The organism is Streptomyces sp. Xyl84, from assembly GCF_059731885.1.
In genome coordinates this window covers 69,449-85,374 of the sequence record NZ_AP029182.1, presented here as the reverse complement: position 1 = coordinate 85,374, position 15,926 = coordinate 69,449, and the positions used below count along the sequence as shown (strand labels likewise).

The 15,926-nt window shown below is 71.9% G+C and carries 13 protein-coding genes and 2 pseudogenes; 10 read left to right on the top strand and 5 right to left on the bottom strand.

The features are described from left to right. The first annotated feature begins 414 nt into the window (after positions 1–414). Positions 415–1,053 (top strand): alpha/beta hydrolase family protein, encoded by a 639-nt coding sequence (locus AC6I72_RS00375; protein ID WP_497998516.1) that lies wholly within the window; start codon positions 415–417, stop codon positions 1,051–1,053. 223 nt (positions 1,054–1,276) lie between these two features. Here AC6I72_RS00375 and AC6I72_RS00370 read toward each other — a convergent pair whose 3' ends face one another. Then, positions 1,277–2,527 (bottom strand): MFS transporter, encoded by a 1,251-nt coding sequence (locus AC6I72_RS00370; RefSeq protein ID WP_497998514.1) that lies wholly within the window; start codon positions 2,525–2,527, stop codon positions 1,277–1,279. 84 nt (positions 2,528–2,611) lie between these two features. On the opposite strand from AC6I72_RS00370, the gene AC6I72_RS00365 reads away from it, so the two are divergent. Next, entirely contained in the window at positions 2,612–2,938 is a 327-nt protein-coding gene (locus AC6I72_RS00365) for an ArsR/SmtB family transcription factor (RefSeq protein ID WP_497998513.1), read from the top strand. A 327-nt stretch (positions 2,939–3,265) separates the two neighbouring features. Here the strand turns inward: AC6I72_RS00365 and AC6I72_RS00360 are convergent, their stop codons facing one another. Further along, positions 3,266–4,225: a DMT family transporter gene (locus AC6I72_RS00360; protein WP_497998511.1), complete on the bottom strand. Its 960-nt coding sequence runs from the start codon at positions 4,223–4,225 to the stop codon at positions 3,266–3,268. 891 nt (positions 4,226–5,116) lie between these two features. Between AC6I72_RS00360 and AC6I72_RS00355 the strand changes: the two genes are divergently transcribed. After that, positions 5,117–6,418, top strand: coding sequence for a cytochrome P450 (locus AC6I72_RS00355; protein ID WP_497998510.1), 1,302 nt, complete (start codon positions 5,117–5,119; stop codon positions 6,416–6,418). Positions 6,419–6,513: 95 nt separating this feature from the next. Here the strand turns inward: AC6I72_RS00355 and AC6I72_RS00350 are convergent, their stop codons facing one another. Further along, positions 6,514–7,071, bottom strand: a complete 558-nt coding sequence (locus AC6I72_RS00350) for a GNAT family N-acetyltransferase (RefSeq protein ID WP_497998509.1) — start codon at positions 7,069–7,071, stop codon at positions 6,514–6,516. A 667-nt stretch (positions 7,072–7,738) separates the two neighbouring features. Between AC6I72_RS00350 and AC6I72_RS00345 the strand changes: the two genes are divergently transcribed. The 6 genes and pseudogenes from AC6I72_RS00345 to AC6I72_RS00320 all read left to right on the top strand — a co-directional run bounded on the left by AC6I72_RS00345 (position 7,739) and on the right by AC6I72_RS00320 (position 12,839). Further along, positions 7,739–7,891, top strand: coding sequence for a ferredoxin reductase (locus AC6I72_RS00345; protein ID WP_497998508.1), 153 nt, complete (start codon positions 7,739–7,741; stop codon positions 7,889–7,891). Further along, a pseudogene (locus tag AC6I72_RS00340) lies at positions 7,888–9,252 on the top strand (NAD(P)/FAD-dependent oxidoreductase); the annotation flags it as partial. The gene AC6I72_RS00345 and the pseudogene AC6I72_RS00340, both read left to right, overlap by 4 nt. A 294-nt stretch (positions 9,253–9,546) precedes the next feature. Next, on the top strand, positions 9,547–10,539 hold the full coding sequence (locus AC6I72_RS00335; RefSeq protein WP_498004536.1) for a cytochrome P450: 993 nt from the start codon (positions 9,547–9,549) through the stop codon (positions 10,537–10,539). Positions 10,540–10,940: 401 nt separating this feature from the next. Continuing rightward, complete coding sequence (locus AC6I72_RS00330) at positions 10,941–11,189, top strand: hypothetical protein (protein ID WP_497998507.1); 249 nt, start codon at positions 10,941–10,943, stop codon at positions 11,187–11,189. Between the two features lie 159 nt (positions 11,190–11,348). Further along, positions 11,349–12,236, top strand: coding sequence for a pyridoxamine 5'-phosphate oxidase family protein (locus AC6I72_RS00325; protein ID WP_497998505.1), 888 nt, complete (start codon positions 11,349–11,351; stop codon positions 12,234–12,236). A gap of 417 nt (positions 12,237–12,653) precedes the next feature. Then, on the top strand, positions 12,654–12,839 hold the full coding sequence (locus AC6I72_RS00320; protein ID WP_497998504.1) for a hypothetical protein: 186 nt from the start codon (positions 12,654–12,656) through the stop codon (positions 12,837–12,839). Positions 12,840–13,214: 375 nt separating this feature from the next. Here AC6I72_RS00320 and AC6I72_RS00315 read toward each other — a convergent pair whose 3' ends face one another. Together AC6I72_RS00315 and AC6I72_RS00310 are read right to left on the bottom strand one after the other, a co-directional pair. Continuing rightward, complete coding sequence (locus tag AC6I72_RS00315; protein ID WP_497998502.1) at positions 13,215–14,567, bottom strand: phosphoribosyltransferase family protein; 1,353 nt, start codon at positions 14,565–14,567, stop codon at positions 13,215–13,217. 72 nt (positions 14,568–14,639) lie between these two features. Beyond that, positions 14,640–15,212, bottom strand: a complete 573-nt coding sequence (locus AC6I72_RS00310) for an Rv1733c family protein (protein ID WP_497998501.1) — start codon at positions 15,210–15,212, stop codon at positions 14,640–14,642. A gap of 259 nt (positions 15,213–15,471) precedes the next feature. Here AC6I72_RS00310 and AC6I72_RS00305 point away from each other — a divergent pair. Continuing rightward, positions 15,472–15,811 (top strand): annotated as a pseudogene (locus AC6I72_RS00305) (glycosyl hydrolase family 65 domain-containing protein); the annotation flags it as partial. Positions 15,812–15,926 lie beyond the last annotated feature (115 nt).

Sequence of the window (15,926 nt, the reverse complement as noted above, 5' to 3'; positions counted from 1 at the left end):
AGGAAGGAAAGGGCAGCGACCGGAGCGTGGTTCACGCGGCAGGCACACCAAGGAGGGCGATGCCGTTCGGTATCGCCCTCAACGCCTTCCGGTCACAGGAAGCAGCAGTGCGGGGTGCTCATGAATGCCACGTCATCAGTCTACGAGAATCAACGCAGGCCCCGTACGCCACCGAAGTCGCGGGACACGACCCAGTGCCGCGTCAGGCAGAGTTCGCCGTGTCCGTGAGCGTCTGGGCGCGGAGCCTGATCGGTAGGGTCGGGTCCTGGCGCGCGATGCGCCAGGACGTCATGGAGAACGGGGCGGGCAGTGTTGGCAGTTGATGTCGCTGTGGTGAGCGGGCTCGTGTACGGAGCCAGTGGACAGCGGTTGGACGTGTATCGGCCTGCGACTGCATCGGAGGCTTCGCCGGTCGTGCTGCTCTGGCACGGAAGAGGTCCCGAGGAGCGGGACGTTCTCGCGCCGCTCGCCCGGGCCGCCGCTTCGCTGGGTGTCCTGTGTTTCGTCCCGGACTGGCGGCCGGACGCCGACGACAGCGGTCGAACCCACCTGCGCGAGTCCGCCATGTTCGTCCAGCGGAACGCGGCCGAATTCGGCGGGGACACCGGACGGATCGCGCTGGCCGGCTGGTCCCTGGGGGGCAACGCTGCGATGGCCGCCGCCATGGACCCCTGCGCACTCGACGGCTGGAGACCTCGTGCCGTCGTCGGTATCGCCGGCGGATACACCCGACCGGAACCGCTGACGGGCCGCGCCCCGATCGACGAACTGACAGACGCCGAGGAATTGCTGCCGGCCGTCCCCGTCCGGCTGATCCACGGATCCGCTGATCCGGTCGTGGACGTCCGACAGTCACGCCAACTCCATGCGGCTCTTCAGCACCGGGGCTGGCCGACCTCGCTCGATGAGCCCGACACCGACCACGCGGGCGTGATCATGACCGAGTACGACCCGGAGTCCGGCCGCTGCCGACCCGGTCACGCCGACCACGCCGTACGCGCCGGAAGCCAGACAGCCCACCTCCTCTTCCACGCCGCCACTGCTCACAAGTGACCTGACGCGCCGTTCGGCTGCTGGTCCGGATGGCGCGGGGGCGTCAGGCTGTGCGGGTGGCGGACCGAGGTACTCGATGACGTGTGTCAGGACCTGGTCGACGACCTCGGCGACCGTGACACCGTGCTCGTCGTGGACGATACGGGCTCCCTGAAGAAGGGGACGCGGTCGGCCGGGTCGCTCCTACCCGACGGACGCGTGCCGGGCGCCAAGGGATCGCCCGTCAGTCGACCTCGCTCATCCGGGACACCTCAGCCGCCGACGTCCGCGTCACCGTGAGGTGTCCTCCTCGACGCCCCAGCACGCGCTCGACGACCACGGCGGAGAGGCAGAGAAGGGCCGCGAGCACGGAGAAGACGGGGAAGATCGCGGTGCCGCCCCAGACGGTCGCGCCGATACCCACGAGGAGCGTGGGCGTGATGAGCGCACCGTACGCGAGCAGGTAGAACATCGACATGACGGCTCCGCGCCGCTCGGCGGGGATGTGGGCGGTCAGGTGGCGCAGGGAGCCGCCGAAGGAGAGCCCGTAGGCGCCGCCCTGGAGTGCGACGGTGACGATGATGACGGCGGCGTTGCCGGTCGCGAAGCCGCCCACTCCGGCCAGCATGAGCACGGCGAGCGCCGTGTCACCGACGAGTGCGACCGTGCGGGCCGGGTAGCGGGCGCTGGCTACCTGGGCGAACGCGGCGCAGAGAGTCACTGCAGCGATGACGACGCCGCCGAAGAAGGGCCCGTCGACGTGCGCGGCGTGGGCGGCGATCGATGGCTCCAGCGAGAAGCAGACGCCGAGCACGGCCCAGGCGGCACCGGCACCGATCACGGCGAAGACGAAGCGCCCGCGGATCTCCCTGGGCACCTGCGGACGCGGGATCCCGAGGGGCGCGGCACCGGCCGAGGGATGCGGTTCACGCATCACCAGGAGGAGGACGAGCAGGACGAGGGCGATGAGCGCGTCGGCGAGATAGGGCAGGAGCAGGGGGTGGAAGCCGGTCTGGGCGAGGCCTGCGGTGCCGAGCGCGGCAACAGCGATGCCGACGTTGAACGCGATGGCGGTGAGTGTCCCGCTCCGCGCCGCCCGCTCCGGGCTCACGTCCAGCAGGGCGGCGCCGCCGACCACGACAACCGCGCCGATCCCCAGGCCGTTGAGCATCCGCGCCACGACGAGATAGCCGGGCCCCGCGGCGAAGATGAAGACGGCCAGCCCGGCAAGCAGCAGCATGACGGCGACGAGGAGTACGGGCCGACGGCCGTACCGGTCGGACAGGGCCCCGGAGACGAGGATCGCGACGACCGCCACGGCCCCGTACGCGGCGAAGATGACGGTGGTCAGAAAGGGCGGGTAGTCCCACTTCTCGGCGTACAGGGAGTAGAGCGGCGAGGGGATGGCGGAGGTCGCCTGCCCCAGCATGAGCAGGGCGAGGAGGGCCGCGTAGCTCCATGACTGGGGACGACGGTCCGGGGAGAGTGCCTTCACGAGGACTCCTGAAGTATGATGCGGATCGTACTTCGAGGACACTAGGGAGAAGTACGACGTACGTCAAACTTGTGGAGTTGTCTGATGCCGTCCTGGGAGACCCCGCCCGACCAGTTGCCGCCCGTCGCCTCCGTCCAGAAACTGCTGCGTGCGCTCGCGGACCCCGTACGCCTGGAAATGGTTCGCCGCCTGGCGACACACCCCGCTGCCGAAGCCCCCTGCTCGGACCTCTACGAGGGCCTGAACAAATCCACCGCGACCCACCACTTCAAGGTTCTGGTCGAGGCAGGCGTCCTCCACCCGGTCATGGTCGGCCCTTCCCGCGGACACCGCCTGCGCCGCACCGCTCTCCAGGAAGCGGCACCGGGCCTGCTGGACGCGTTGATGGCAGCCATGGCGCGAGAGGGCTGACGGTCACGGGACCTGGCGCGGCAGCACGGCAGGAGTCGATTGGGACCGGCGTTCTTCGCCGAGATCGATGGGCCGCTGCGCATCGGTCACACCGTCCTGGAGTGCTGGGATGCCCCGACGGGGTCCGTTCCTGCGCCGGGAGACCACCATGGCGAAGAGGAACGACCCGTGCGCCACCGTCCGGGCTCCGTTCATGCACCCGTAGCGCCTCGACGACAGCGGAACGATCCGCACCATCCACCATCCACATAACCGCCGGCCCCCTGCACACCGGCGTCGTGATGTGAGACGCGCGGACGAGCGAGCCGCGACCGGATCGGACACGCTTCAGTCCGCTGTCCCCTCCGGACCCGAGGCGCCCACGTCCGCGCCGCGGTTAGGCCGGTGACGCGGGCGGATTTCGCGGACGGCTGCGCAGTAGGCGCTGACCAGGATCAGGACACAGCCGGCCAATTGCAGCAGGGTGGGCCGCTCACCCAGTACGACCGCGCCGAGCGCGACAGCTCCCACCGGAGTCAGCAGCAGGAGGACCGCGCCGACGTGACTGCTCAGCATCGGTGAGGTCGAGGCGACCAGCAGCCACCCCACCACCTGGCTGGAGACCGCCACCGTCAGCAGCCAGCCCATGACCTTCCAGCCCGGTGTGAGATCCAGCCCGTAGGCGAACCGGCCGGCGAACAGCGACACCACTGCGGCGCAGGCGATCACCAGGGCGTAGCGCTGCCGGACGAGCCCGCTGTGGCCGCCGCGCCGCAGCAGGAACAGGAACACCGAATAGCACACGGCCGCCAGCACCGCGTGCAGCGTGCCCGCCCGCGGATCACTGCCGGACGCGCCGCCCTCGACCACCCCTCCGGTCAGGACAACGCCCAAGAGGATGACCGGCACCCAGAGAAGGAAGGACCGCGGCACCCACTCCCGGTCGATCGCCCAGGCCAGCAAGGGGACCAGCACCACCTGCACGTTGACCAGCACGGTGGACAGGCCCGCGCCGACCTCGGCGATCGCCTGCGTCCACAGCAGCATGTCCCAGGCGAACGCGGCACCCGCGAGCAGCGCGAGGCCGTACTGTCCGCGGGACGGCGGCCCCTGCCGGCGACGCTCCGGCACCGCCAGCACCATCAGCGCGGGCAGGGCGAGAACACAACGGTAGAACGACGCCGTCCCGGGGTCGGTCCGGGCCAGTCCCAGCAGCACCGCGGAAGCGGACACGCACAGGGCACCGACCGCCATCCCCCAGGCAGGGTGGCGCAGCAGCCGGGATTCCTGCCGGGCGGTCCGGGACATCACAGGGCTCATACGCCGGTTGGCGGGGGTCGGGGGAATGGCGTCGCGTCTGGTCGGTCGGGGCATCACAGACCTCCTCGCTGCTCCCCTGCCTCGGTGCCCTGGGCAGATCAGCGGGCCCCTCCCGCGCGGGTGGGGCCGGCCGCCGTCGTCGGCCTGTACGGATCGGCCGCTTCCTGTCGTCCGTGTGCGCGGCGGGAGTTGTGCCCGGCGTGAGGCTACCCGGCCGGCCCGCTGTGGCCGGGCACGTCGGCACGGCGTTCCCCCGATTCGCTCCGCTCCCTCGCTCGCTCCGCCACCCCACTGCCACGTCAGGCCGGCGAACGCCCAGACACAGCCGACCGAGACCAGACGCTGGTTCTTGAACTGCGGGCCAGGACCGCGAGGCTCATGCCGGACGCCCGGGTGACCGACGCGGCCCCGGCTAAGGCCTTTCGAGGTCTTTCGCGTCGGTGAATCGCGATCGGTCGTCGCCGATCTCGGCGAGCATCGGGGCCGCCCGCGAGAGACCCGAGCCCCGGCACCCTGCGCCGTCACACGTCGCGGCCGGGGCGGCACGGAGCGCCGACATCCAGGGCGACGTTGGCCGGCTGCGGGGCCGTCCCGCGAGCACGACGCCTTGTATCCGTGTGTCATATGCGAGAAAAATTGGACGTACGGCACATAGTGCTGAAGGCAAGCGAGAGGACTGCCTCATGATCGCGAAGCTGCTCGCCAAATTGTCCTTCACCCGTAACTACGGTGCGTACGGGGCTCACGACTGGGGCACGCACACCGGCGACGAGAGGGTGTGACCACATGCTCGGCGGGCGCCCCGGGCTCCCGCCGAACTCCTGACCACGCTGCCGACCGATATCGGCCTGACTGGTACCAGAAGTCAGGGGGAAGCCCATGGGCCGAGTGAATGAGCCGCCGCGGCTGCCCGGAGGCAGCTTCGCGGCCTGGAGCCGCGACCGGCTGGCACTGGCGCGCCGGGGCGCTGACGAGTGCGGGGACGTGTGGCAGCTGGAGTCGGGTGTCTACGTGGCCGCTACGGCCGGGGTGTGTGAAGCGGTCCTGCGCCGCGCGCACGACTTCCCCAAGCCGTCATCACCCCTCTTCCCGCCGTTGAAGCGGACCGGCGGTGCGCCGGTGCCCGAGGAACGGTTGCACGCTCGCGCTGCCCGCATGCACGGACTGCGACCGCAGGCGGTTGCGGCCCGGATCGGCGAGATCGCGGCCGGGACCGCTCGGTTCGCCGACCAGTGGCCCACGGGCCGGGACGTCGAGATTCTGCCTCTGGTCCGGCCCGTCCTGGCAGAGATCGGCGTGCGCTATCTCTTCTCGGAGGACGCTCCTGCCCTGCTGCCCTTCGCCTGGCAGCTCTTCGTGGCCCGGGAGGTGCTCGTACGCCCCTCGCGCTGGGTGTGGCCGCGCTGGGTTCCCACACCGGCACGGCGGTTTCGCACACGGCGGCAAGTCGCCTTCACCGACGCTTTGCGGCCCATCGTCCGCCGGCGCCGTTCATCGGGCCGGCTCGGTGACGACGTGCTGGGACAGATGCTCCAGCCTTCCTCCCGCTACGGCCCGCTGCCGGAAGAAGCCATCCTCGACACCTTCCCCGGAATCACCGTCGCCACCTTCGAGACACCCTCCCGGGCAGCCGGATGGATCTTGCTCCACCTGGCCCGATACGCCCAGGCCGCGGACCGCGTGGCGGCCGAAGCCGCTCTGCTGCCTCCCGACCCCGCCGCGACGACCAGCACCCACCTCGACAACCTGCGATACACCCAGGCACTGGTACACGAAGTCCTCCGACTGCACCCCCCGAGCTGGCTGCTCACCCGGCGCGCCCCGCGACAGACTCAGCTCGCCGACTACACCATCGACGCGGGATCCACTGTTCTCGTCTGCCCGTACACCGCCCACCGCGACGCACGGGAACACCCCGAACCGGACCGGTTCCGGCCCGAACGCTGGCTCGACGATGCGGGCTCGCCGGCGAAACCCGGCGTCTTCCTCGGCTTCGGTACCGGGCCGCACGGCTGCGAGGGAGCCGCTCTGGCCATGGCCATGCTCACGCTCATGACCGCCCAGACGGCCCGCCGCTACCGCTTGAGCGAGCCGCCCGGCGTGGCCGCCGGCTACCGCGTCACCACCTTCGAAGGTCTTGCAACCGCCGGCCTGCACCTGCGTGCCACTTTGCGCGGCTGATGGCAGTCCTGCTTCCGGTGGCAGCCCACTCCAGCCGCGAAGAGCGAACGCTGATCAAGTCCGAATGCAGTTCCGCACGCACTCGGATCACCGGCTCATGGTTCGCTCATCGTGTGCAGCCGGTCGAACTCGTTGACGAGCATGCCCATCATGACGAGGTCGTGGTGCCGTCCGGCGAAGAAGACGTGTTCCCGCAGGCGCCCCTCCTCGGTGAAGCCGAGCCCACGGAAAAGTGCCAGCGATGCCTCGTTGCCGGCCAGAACAGCCGCCAGGCATTTGTGATAGCGCCGCTCGGCGAACATGAAGCGCAGCAGGAGCACCACGGCTTCCGACGCGTAGCCCTTGCGCCGGTGGCCGGCGCTGATGGTGACATCGACCTCGAACCAGCCTGAACGAACTCCGGTGCGGTGGGAACCGATCGTACCGACCAGCTCGCCCGTGGCCGTCGCTTCGACAGCCAACCGGAAGCGATCGTCATCGCACTCGGCAACGGCCTGTTCCTTGGCCCAGGCACGGTAGCTCTCGCCGGATCTCGGCAGTTCCAGCCGACCCGCTCGCGGCCCGTCATCATCAGCGAAACGCGCGAACGCCGTCCAGTCGTCGGGCTCGACGGCGCGCAGGCGTACCCGATTGCCTGTCCAGGACGTTGCCATGCCCCATTTGATCACGCTGCGGCGCGTGCGACGCCGACGGGCACGCCGAGGCAGGCGTCGCCCGCCGTGCGCCGTGTCACCGCCGATCGTCAGCGTGTCCAGGATCCGGGGTCGAGGCCCCAGGGACAAAATCCCCAGCCCCAGAATTCGATCCGACCTCTACAGACTCGGCGTCTCGCTGCCGTGCCGCGTACGCCGACTCTCCGCGAAGGTACGCGACTGTCTCGCGTCGTTGTTCTCAGCGTTGCATATCAGGCGTTCATCTCCTGGGCCATCAGACTCGCCGGTCCCGGTCCCGGTACCGGCGCCGCTGTTACGCTGATTTCGGGACGGTTTTCCGGCGTACCGCTCCGTCCAACGGCAATCTAAAAGAGGCGCCGCTTGTCTGACCGGAATGCGCCACACCAGGACTGCGTCCCTAGGCACACGCCGATCGCCCGAGCCGCGACGATCAAGTCATTCTGATGGGAGCCCGACGAGCGCAGCGCATCCTCACATCCGTTGCAAGGGTGGGCATCGACCGGATCTTCCCTTGCGGACTCAGGGAGCGCCGGCTTGACGGTTTTCGGCTCCCATTCCCTGGGGGGCGGGGTGAAAAGCTGTCATTGATCTTTCCTGACGCGCGAAGTATGCGCACTGCACGTTCCTGGCTCCGGAGGTGTACCGGATGCACGCTGAGGAAGCACTCATGTACGACCCGAACGCCGATGACACCAGGCGTGACCAGGTGCTGCGCGCCGTGGCGGTCCGCCCCGGCCCGGCGATCCTCGTCGACCGGCGCGAGGCACGGCATGCACCGCCGAAGGCGTCACCGCCATGACCGGTGCCGGCAACGTGAAGGCGCTCAGGCGAGATGGCCGCATCGTGGTCGTCGGAGCCTCGCTGGCGGGACTGCGGGCCGCGGAGGCGCTGCGCGACGAGGGCTTCACCGGATCACTGACCATGATCGGCGACGAGTCGGGTGAGCCCTACGACCGGCCTCCCCTGTCCAAGCAGGTACTGGCCGGGTGGATACCGGCCGACAGCACCGCCTTGCCTCGCCGTCGCGACATCGATGCGCAGTGGCTGTTGGGCGTGCCCGCTGTCGGGCTGGATCTCGCGACGCATCACGTGCGGCTCGCCGACGGACGCGCCGTCCCCTTCGACCGGGTGCTGATCTCCACCGGTGTCCGGGCCCGGCCGTGGTTCGTCGAGTCCGAGGCGGCCCTGGAGGGGGTGTTCGTCGTCCGTACTCGCGAACATGCCGAGAGCCTGCACCGAGCCCTCGCGGCCGGGCCCTCCCGCGTCCTGATCGTCGGCGCGGGATTCACCGGCTCCGAGATCGCCTCTGTCTGCCGGGAGCGGGAGATCGCGGTGACCGTCGCCGAACTCGCGCCGGCCCCGCTGGCTGGGGCGCTGGGTGCCGTGATCGGCAAGGTTACGGCGGGAATTCAGCGCGCTCACGGCGTCGACCTGCGTTGCGGCGTCAAGGTCACCCGGCTCGAGGGCGACACGCAAGGCCGCTTTCGCCGTGCTCACTTCGACGACGGCACCACCATCGACGCCGACATGGCGGTGGTGGCCCTCGGGAGCATCCGCAACACCGAGTGGCTGCGGGAGTCGGGACTGGCATCCGGCGCGTGGGGGATCACCTGCGACAGGACCTGCCGCGCACTCAAGACCGACGGCCACGCCACCGACGACGTCTTCGCCGCGGGAGACGTGGCCCGTTGCCCGAATCCCATCTACGGAAACCGGCTCGTCTCGATGGAACACTGGGCCAACGCCGTTGAGCAGGCGGAGGTGGCGGCCCACAACATGGTCAGCGCCCCGGAGGACCGCCGGCCCCACGTGTCCGTCCCACTGTTCTGGTCGATCCAGTTCGGCGTCAACATCAAGTCCGTCGGCGTGCCGGCCTTCGCCGACGAGGTGGCCGTCGTCCAGGGGTCGCTGGAGGACCACCGTTTCGTCGCCGCATACGGATACCGGGGTCGCGTCACGGCTGCCGTGAGTTTCGACAACGCCAAGTGGCTGGACCACTATCGACGGTTGATCGAGAGGGCCGCCCCTTTCCCGCCCCCCTGCCCCACTCCGGACCAGCCGACCGACATGAAAGCCGTGCCCGTCGACTTCCCCGGCCCCGCCCTGCTCGCTCAGAGCGCCACCGCGGTCGTCACGGGACACGACCCGGGTGAATGCCGCGACACGGCCGTGCGCCGGCGCCGGCCTCGGCAGGTGGCAAGCCAGACAGCCACGACCGAGACGTCCGGCACGCTGCAACGGATCTTCGACCACTCCGCCCGCGCTGATCCCTACCCGCTGTATGCCGAGTTGCGCGAGACACCGGTGGCCCGGCAGGAGGACGGCAGCTACGTCATCAGCACCTACCGTGAGATCACCGACACGCTGAACGACCCGCACCTGAGCTCCGACCTGCGTAATCTGTCGTGTCCCGTCCCCTCGCCCGGGGAAGCAGCCGCATCGTCGTTCATCCACATGGACCCGCCCGAGCACGACCGCCTGCGGCGCATGGTGATGCGGCACTTCGGCCCCCCGCACACCCCGGGCCTGGTGACCAGCATGGAAGACGCCCTGACCGCCACCGTCAGCAGGCTCATTGACGATTTCGAGGGCAAGAAGCAGATCGACGTCGTCGACGACTTCGCCTTCCCGCTCCCCGTGACCGTGACCTGTCGCCTGCTCGGCGTGCCCCCCGAGGACGAACCGAGGTTCCACCTCTGGGTGAGCGACCTCATGAACTCGGTCGACTACAACCCCGAGACCGACCCGAAGGAGAAACTGGACAAGGGCGTACGGGCCCGCAAGGAGCTGCGCCAATGCCTTGCCGGGCTGGTGGAACAGTGCCACGGCCGACCGGGCGACGGCCTGCTGTCACGGCTGGCCAACGATGACGGGCCAGACGGCCGGATGGCCGACGCCGACATCGTCGCCACCGCCAGACTCCTTCTCGTCGCCGGCCATGAGACCGTCGTCAACCTCATCACCAACGGCATGCTGACACTGCTGCGCCACCCCGACGTGCTGCAGCGCCTGCGCGACGAACCGGATCTCGTCGTGCCGCTGGTCGAGGAACTGCTGCGCTACGAGCCCCCCGTGCACATCATTCCCTGGCGGGTGGCGTACAGCGACATCACCGTCGCCGACACCGTCATCCCCAAGGGGTCACGGATCATGCTCATGTTGGCCTCGGGCAACCGCGATCCGAAACGCTTCCACGATCCCGACCGCTTCGACCCGGAGCGGCGCGACAACCAGCACCTGGGGTTCGGCAGCGGCATCCACCTGTGCTTCGGTGGCCCGCTGGCCCGCCGGGAGACCCAGATCGCGCTGACCGAGCTGGTACGCCGACTCGACCACCCCAGGCTGGTCACCGACCCGCCGCCGTACCGACCCAGCCCCGTTCTGCGCGGTCCGATCCATCTGGACATCGAACAGGGTGACGGGTGGTCGGCGGGCACAGCGCTCTGACCGGCGCGCCGCGGTACCCGGCACGGAAGCCGGACCCGACTGCCTCGCCGTCCTGCGCGCTGGCCAGGTCCTCCACCAGGGCCGCCACCCACTGACCCGCCCGGACACGGCCGGGCCGCGCGTGACCATGGCGGCGGGGGCGGGCGGCACCACGGGCCTGGTCGTGTTCCTGGAGCGGCAGTGCACCCCGGCGGAAGCCGATGACCTGCTCGCCGAGGTCGTGCCCCGGACGCAGGAGATGGTCCGGGACCAGCCGCGCCCGGAAGCCCGCAGGGGCCGCGGCCGCCGACGCACGAAAGGGGACGGCCCGGGCCTTGGACGAGTTGGCCTTGTTCACGCGAGAGCGGACAGCGGATGTTCACGACTACGAGCAGCACCAGAGGCCACCACCGTTCGAATGCGTGGCCCGGCACGCCCACGCGGACCGCGGCGAAGCGGTACTGGAGACCGACGGTAGGACGGTGGGCCTCACCGTCGTCGACAACGGCACGGGGATCCCGCCCGGCGGACGCCGCAGCGGCCTGGCCAACCTGGGCGAGCGCGTCCGGAAACCGGGCGGCGCGCTGGACATCACCACGCCCGAGGGCGGCGGGACCGCCCTGGCGTGGCACGCCCCGGTCACCGGTGCGCAGGGCCCGGCCGTGAGCTGAGCCGCCGGGGCACCGCAGCGGGACGCCGGTGCCCCCGCGTGCCGGAGGGGCGCCCGGAACCCCGCCGTACGTCCCCGCCGGCCGGGACCTCCGGCCGTTGGTGCCGGCGCCGGACCCGGGTGATGCTGGGAAGCGGACTCCATGAGGGAGGGCGCGTCCATGCATGCTCAGATAGGCGATCGGCTGCTCGTGGAAAGCCCGGTCACCGGCGTCACCCGCCGCGACGGCGAGATCGTCGGCCTGCACCACGAGGACGGCACACCTCCGTACGACGTGCGCTGGTCGGACACCGGGGAGGTCACGCTGCTCTTCCCCGGCCCGGACGCGCACGTCCAGCACCTGGTACGGGAAGAAGCGGCGGCGAGCGGGACCGGTTCCGTCGAACCCGAAGCACCCGCGGCCGGGCGGCCGGGCGACTTCGGCCGCCGGGTGGCGGTGGCCCGCCGGCGCCGCGGACTCAGCCTGGAGGAGGCGGCGGCCCGGGCCCGGATGTCCCCGCAGTACCTCCGCTACCTGGAACAGCGCCCGTCCGACCCGGGCACCGCGACCGTCCTGCGCCTGGCCGAGGCACTGGACACCACACTCGCCGCTCTGCGCGGCGACGACCAGGAACTGCCACCGGGCCAGGGGCGGGCACTCCTGCGGCCCCGGCTGACGGACCTGTCCCCGCAGGAGTGCAGGGCGCTGCTGTCCACGCACGGAGTGGGACGCATCGCGTTCACCGGCCCCCAGGGCCCCGCCGCGTTCCCGGTCAACTACGACGTGGTGGACGACGCCGTGTTCTTCCGCACCGCGGCCGGCTCCGCTCCCGCCGGGGCCGTGGGCAACGAGGTCGCGTTCGAGGTGGACCGCATCGACGAGGCGATGAGCCGGGGCTGGAGCGTGCTCGCGGTGGGCCGCGCCGAAGCCGTGGACGACCCGGAGACGACCCGGCGGCTGGGGGAGCGGGCCAGCACCGGGCCGTGGGCCGGCGGCGCACGCACCCTCTGGGTGAGAGTGGTGCCCACCCGCCTCACGGGACGCCGCATCACACCGGCCGACGGGTGAGGCCGGGCGGCCACCGGATCCCGCCCGTCCGGCGCCCCGGCCGGAACGCTCACACGGTCCCCGGCCGCTGCCGGACCGGCCGTCCGCCGAGAACGGTCACCGCGCGTCGTCCCGGCCCCGGCGGACCACGACGACCGGACAGGGCGCGTGAGGCCGGGCCGGTCGTCCCGGTCCGTCTCGGGGAGCCGGCCACGGACGAACGGGAGATGTGCCCCGTCGGCATCCCGTCCGCCGGGACCGCCTTCCGGTCCGTCGTGCCGGGCCTCGACACCGGCCACCCGGCCGAGGAACCGCTCCGGTTCGCCTTCGAGCCGGCCCGCCGCCGCGGCAGCGCTGCACGTCGTGCACGGTTGGTCCGCGCCGCCGCACCACGGCCACGGCACACCTGCCGGCGCCTGGCCGGCCGGACCCCTCACGGTGAGCCGGGCCGCCGGCCTGACCGACATGCCGCGCCCCCGGCGGCAGCGGTACCCGCACGTCGAGGTCGTCGGGAAGGCGCGGTCGGGCAGCGCTGCCGAGCTGCTGGTCGGGGCCTCCCGGCACGCGTCCCTCGTGGTGGTGGGCCGGCGCCTTCGCCGCACCGCCCTGCCGCCGCGCACATGACACGTCACCCACACCGTCCTGCACCCCGCCGGTGCGCCGGTGGCCGTGGTGGCACACGCCTGAGTCGGTCCAGGCGGCCGCCCCTCGGGTCCCTGGCCCGAGGGCCCTTCGGCGGAGACCGGGCGAGCACGGCCGGGACGCGTGGGTGGTCTCACCTTCAGGCTGCCGGTGCCCTCCCCCGAGCGACAGGGACCGCCGGCCCCCACGGTGGGCCGCAAGGCCCGCACGGAGCGGACACCGCCGCCGTCGAAGACGCTTCACCGCAGCCCCGGGCGGCCGTACGCGGCGGCCGGGGCGCCGGTGACGGCGCCGCGCGGCTCCGCGCCGGGCGTGGCCGGTCCCGCGGACGCCTCCGGTCTCCGTCGCACGGCCCGGTCAGCGCGTCCCTTGCAGCGCCTGTGCGCCGGTCCTGGACAGATGGGCGGTGATCCAGTCGCGGGTCAGTTCCGCGACGACGTGGAGCGCGTCCGGCTCGGCGACCAGGTCGGTGGCGTCGGGCACGACCTCGACACGGTGCTCGCAGTGCATCCAGTCCGCGGCCAGGCGGTTGCAGCCCAGCCGGCGTGTGTCCAGCGCGCCGACGACGAGGAGCGTGGGAGTGTCCACCCGGGCGAGCGCGGCGGGCCCGGCCAGTTCGGGGCGGCCGCCGACGCAGACGACGGCGCGCACGCCGTCCTCGGCGGCCGCCGCCAGCGCGGCCCCCGCACCCGTGCCCGCTGCCCAGTAGCTCACCGGCAGTCCGGTTTCCTTGCGGAGCCAGGCCGCCGCGGCGTGCAGGCGCCGTGCCAGCAGCGTGATGTCGTAGAGGTTGTGCGGGGTGCGTCCCTCTTCCCCGGTGAGCAGATCGAGCAGCAGCGTTCCGAGAGCCGCCCGGTGCAGAACACCGGCGAGGTGGTCCTGGCCCGGCCCGTGGCTCGGGTCGTGGCGTGCACCGCCCGGGCCACCGCCGCCGACGCGGGCGATGATCACCACGCCCCGCGCCGTCGGGGGCAGGGTGAACCGGGCGGGCATCCGTACCGTGCCCGCCGGTACCTCCACCGCCCGGCCGAGCGGCGGGCGCTTCGGCGGGAGACCGTGTTCCGCGGCGGCGACCGGCCCGGCGGCCGCGGTGAGCAGGACGGAGATCTCCGCGTCGCCCACCGGCGCGAAGTCCTCGTACCAGGCGCCGGCGGAGCCGATGTGGTGCACCGGCCGGGGGCAGACGACCTCGTCCGCCACCGCCCGCAGATGCGTGAGGGAATCCTCCTGGGCGACCGGCACGGCCAGGACCACGCGGGCCGCGCCGCGTGCCCGTGCCACCCGGCAGGCTGCCTCGGCGGCCGCGCCCGTCGCCACCGCGTCGTGCACGACCACGGCGCTGCGCGAGACCAGGGGGATCGGCGTACGGTCCGCACGCCAGCGGCGCACCCACCGTTCCAGCTCGGCGCGCTCGGTCCGCTCCACGGACTCCTGCTGGGCGGTGCTCAGGCCGCTCTCCCGGACGATGTCCGGTTCGACGACGCGCACACCGTGTTCACCGAGAGCGCCGAACCCCAGTTCGGGCTGCCAGGGCACGTGCAGTTTGCGTACGACGGCCAGGTCCAGCGGCGCTCCCAGGTGGCGGGCCACTTCGGACGCCACCCGGACACCTCCGCGGGGGACGCCCAGTACCACGACGTCCGAGTCGCGCAGGTGGTCCAGGTGCGGCGCCAGGCGCTGTCCCGCGTCCGCGCGGTTCACGTAACGCATGTTCCGCCTCCTGTTGTCCGGTGACAACGCGGCGTCCGAGCCCACGGGGCGCGTCCGCTCGACCGGTGCTCGTCAGCCAGTCCTCTGGTCCCACCGCGGGCCGACGGTCTCCCACTCCGTGCCCCACCGGGCGTAGCGGCGCTCGTCCAGCCGCCACCGGGCCAGGGCGGCCGTGCCGTAGACCAGACCGGTCACGGCACCGGCGGCCGCCGCGCCGAAGAGGGCGGCCTGGGTGCGTGCCTCGCCCGGAGTGGCCGGCGCGCCGGTCAGGGTGCCCCGGCCGTCCTGCCAGACGGTGAACGCCGTGCCGGCGGGCAGACCTGCGGGCACCTGCGTCCGCGCCGTGCGGGCGGTGCCGTCAGGAGCGGTCCAGCGCACTTCTGCCGACGCCCGGTAGGTCTCGCTCGCGGTCGAGAGGGCCGGCCGGGCGTCGGTGAGCAGGACGGCCGCGACCGCGTGCCGGTCGGCACGCTGCCGGGAGAAGTCCTGGTCCACGGCTCGTGCCGTCACGGCCCAGACGATCGCGCCACCGGCGAGGATCAGCACCCACGCCACCAGGAGGATCCACGCCTCGACGTCGTCGTCGTGGCGTCGAAGGGGATTGCGGCGCCACCGCCACAGCCGCTTCCTCGTCCTGCCGCTCATCGGCCTCCACCGCCTCTCCCCACCCTTGCGAAGGTGCCAGGGCAGGGGAGGAGCCACATGGGCCGGTCAGGTGACATTCGAAGGGCCGACCGGACTCGTCCCGGGACGGACGAGGGGCCGACCGGCCCGGTGCCGCCAGGATCCCCGCCGCGGACCGGGTCAGCGGACCGGGGCCCGCACTGCCGGCACACACAGGGCCGAGGGGCCGCAGGACGCCCGAATGGGCCGACCCGCCCTCGCGTCCTGCCAACCCCTCCCGGAGGCGCTGCGCGGTGACATCGCCGACGTCCAGGGCGGCACCACCGGTGAGGGCGTCCACCTGGGAGCCATGGCCGGCACGCTCGACCTCGTCCAGCGGGGGCTGCCCGGCCTGGAGACCCGCGACGGCGCCGTCCGGCTCGACCCCGTGCCGCTGCCGGAGCTGTCGTCCTACGGATTCCGCCTGCGCTACCGGGGGCACTGGGGCGTACGGCTCCGCCTGGAACCGGCTGGAGATCGCCGTACCGCCTTCCGACCGTTCACCCATCGAAGTCCGGCTGCGGGACAGGTCCGTCCGCGTCCGGCCGGGCGAGACGTGCAGCCTGGTACGGCCCGAGTGAGGACCTCCGCCGCATCGGTCCCCGCCGCGGCCGTCGAGGTCACATCCGACCCCTTCTCACTCGCCGGCATCCGGGTGCGGCAGGAGGGCCGCCGTCCTGCTTCTGGGCGAGCGAC

Excerpts from the sequence above, each read along its gene's own strand:
- AC6I72_RS00360 (WP_497998511.1), bottom strand. The coding sequence starts at position 4,225 with ATGTCCCGGACCGCCCGGCAGGAATCCCGGCTGCTGCGCCACCCTGCC.
- AC6I72_RS00355 (WP_497998510.1), top strand. The coding sequence starts at position 5,117 with ATGGGCCGAGTGAATGAGCCGCCGCGGCTGCCCGGAGGCAGCTTCGCG.
- AC6I72_RS00325 (WP_497998505.1), top strand. The coding sequence starts at position 11,349 with ATGCATGCTCAGATAGGCGATCGGCTGCTCGTGGAAAGCCCGGTCACC.
- AC6I72_RS00335 (WP_498004536.1), top strand. The coding sequence starts at position 9,547 with ATGGACCCGCCCGAGCACGACCGCCTGCGGCGCATGGTGATGCGGCAC.
- AC6I72_RS00365 (WP_497998513.1), top strand. The coding sequence starts at position 2,612 with ATGCCGTCCTGGGAGACCCCGCCCGACCAGTTGCCGCCCGTCGCCTCC.
- AC6I72_RS00345 (WP_497998508.1), top strand. The coding sequence starts at position 7,739 with ATGCACGCTGAGGAAGCACTCATGTACGACCCGAACGCCGATGACACC.
- AC6I72_RS00310 (WP_497998501.1), bottom strand. The coding sequence starts at position 15,212 with ATGAGCGGCAGGACGAGGAAGCGGCTGTGGCGGTGGCGCCGCAATCCC.
- AC6I72_RS00350 (WP_497998509.1), bottom strand. The coding sequence starts at position 7,071 with ATGGCAACGTCCTGGACAGGCAATCGGGTACGCCTGCGCGCCGTCGAG.
- AC6I72_RS00315 (WP_497998502.1), bottom strand. The coding sequence starts at position 14,567 with ATGCGTTACGTGAACCGCGCGGACGCGGGACAGCGCCTGGCGCCGCAC.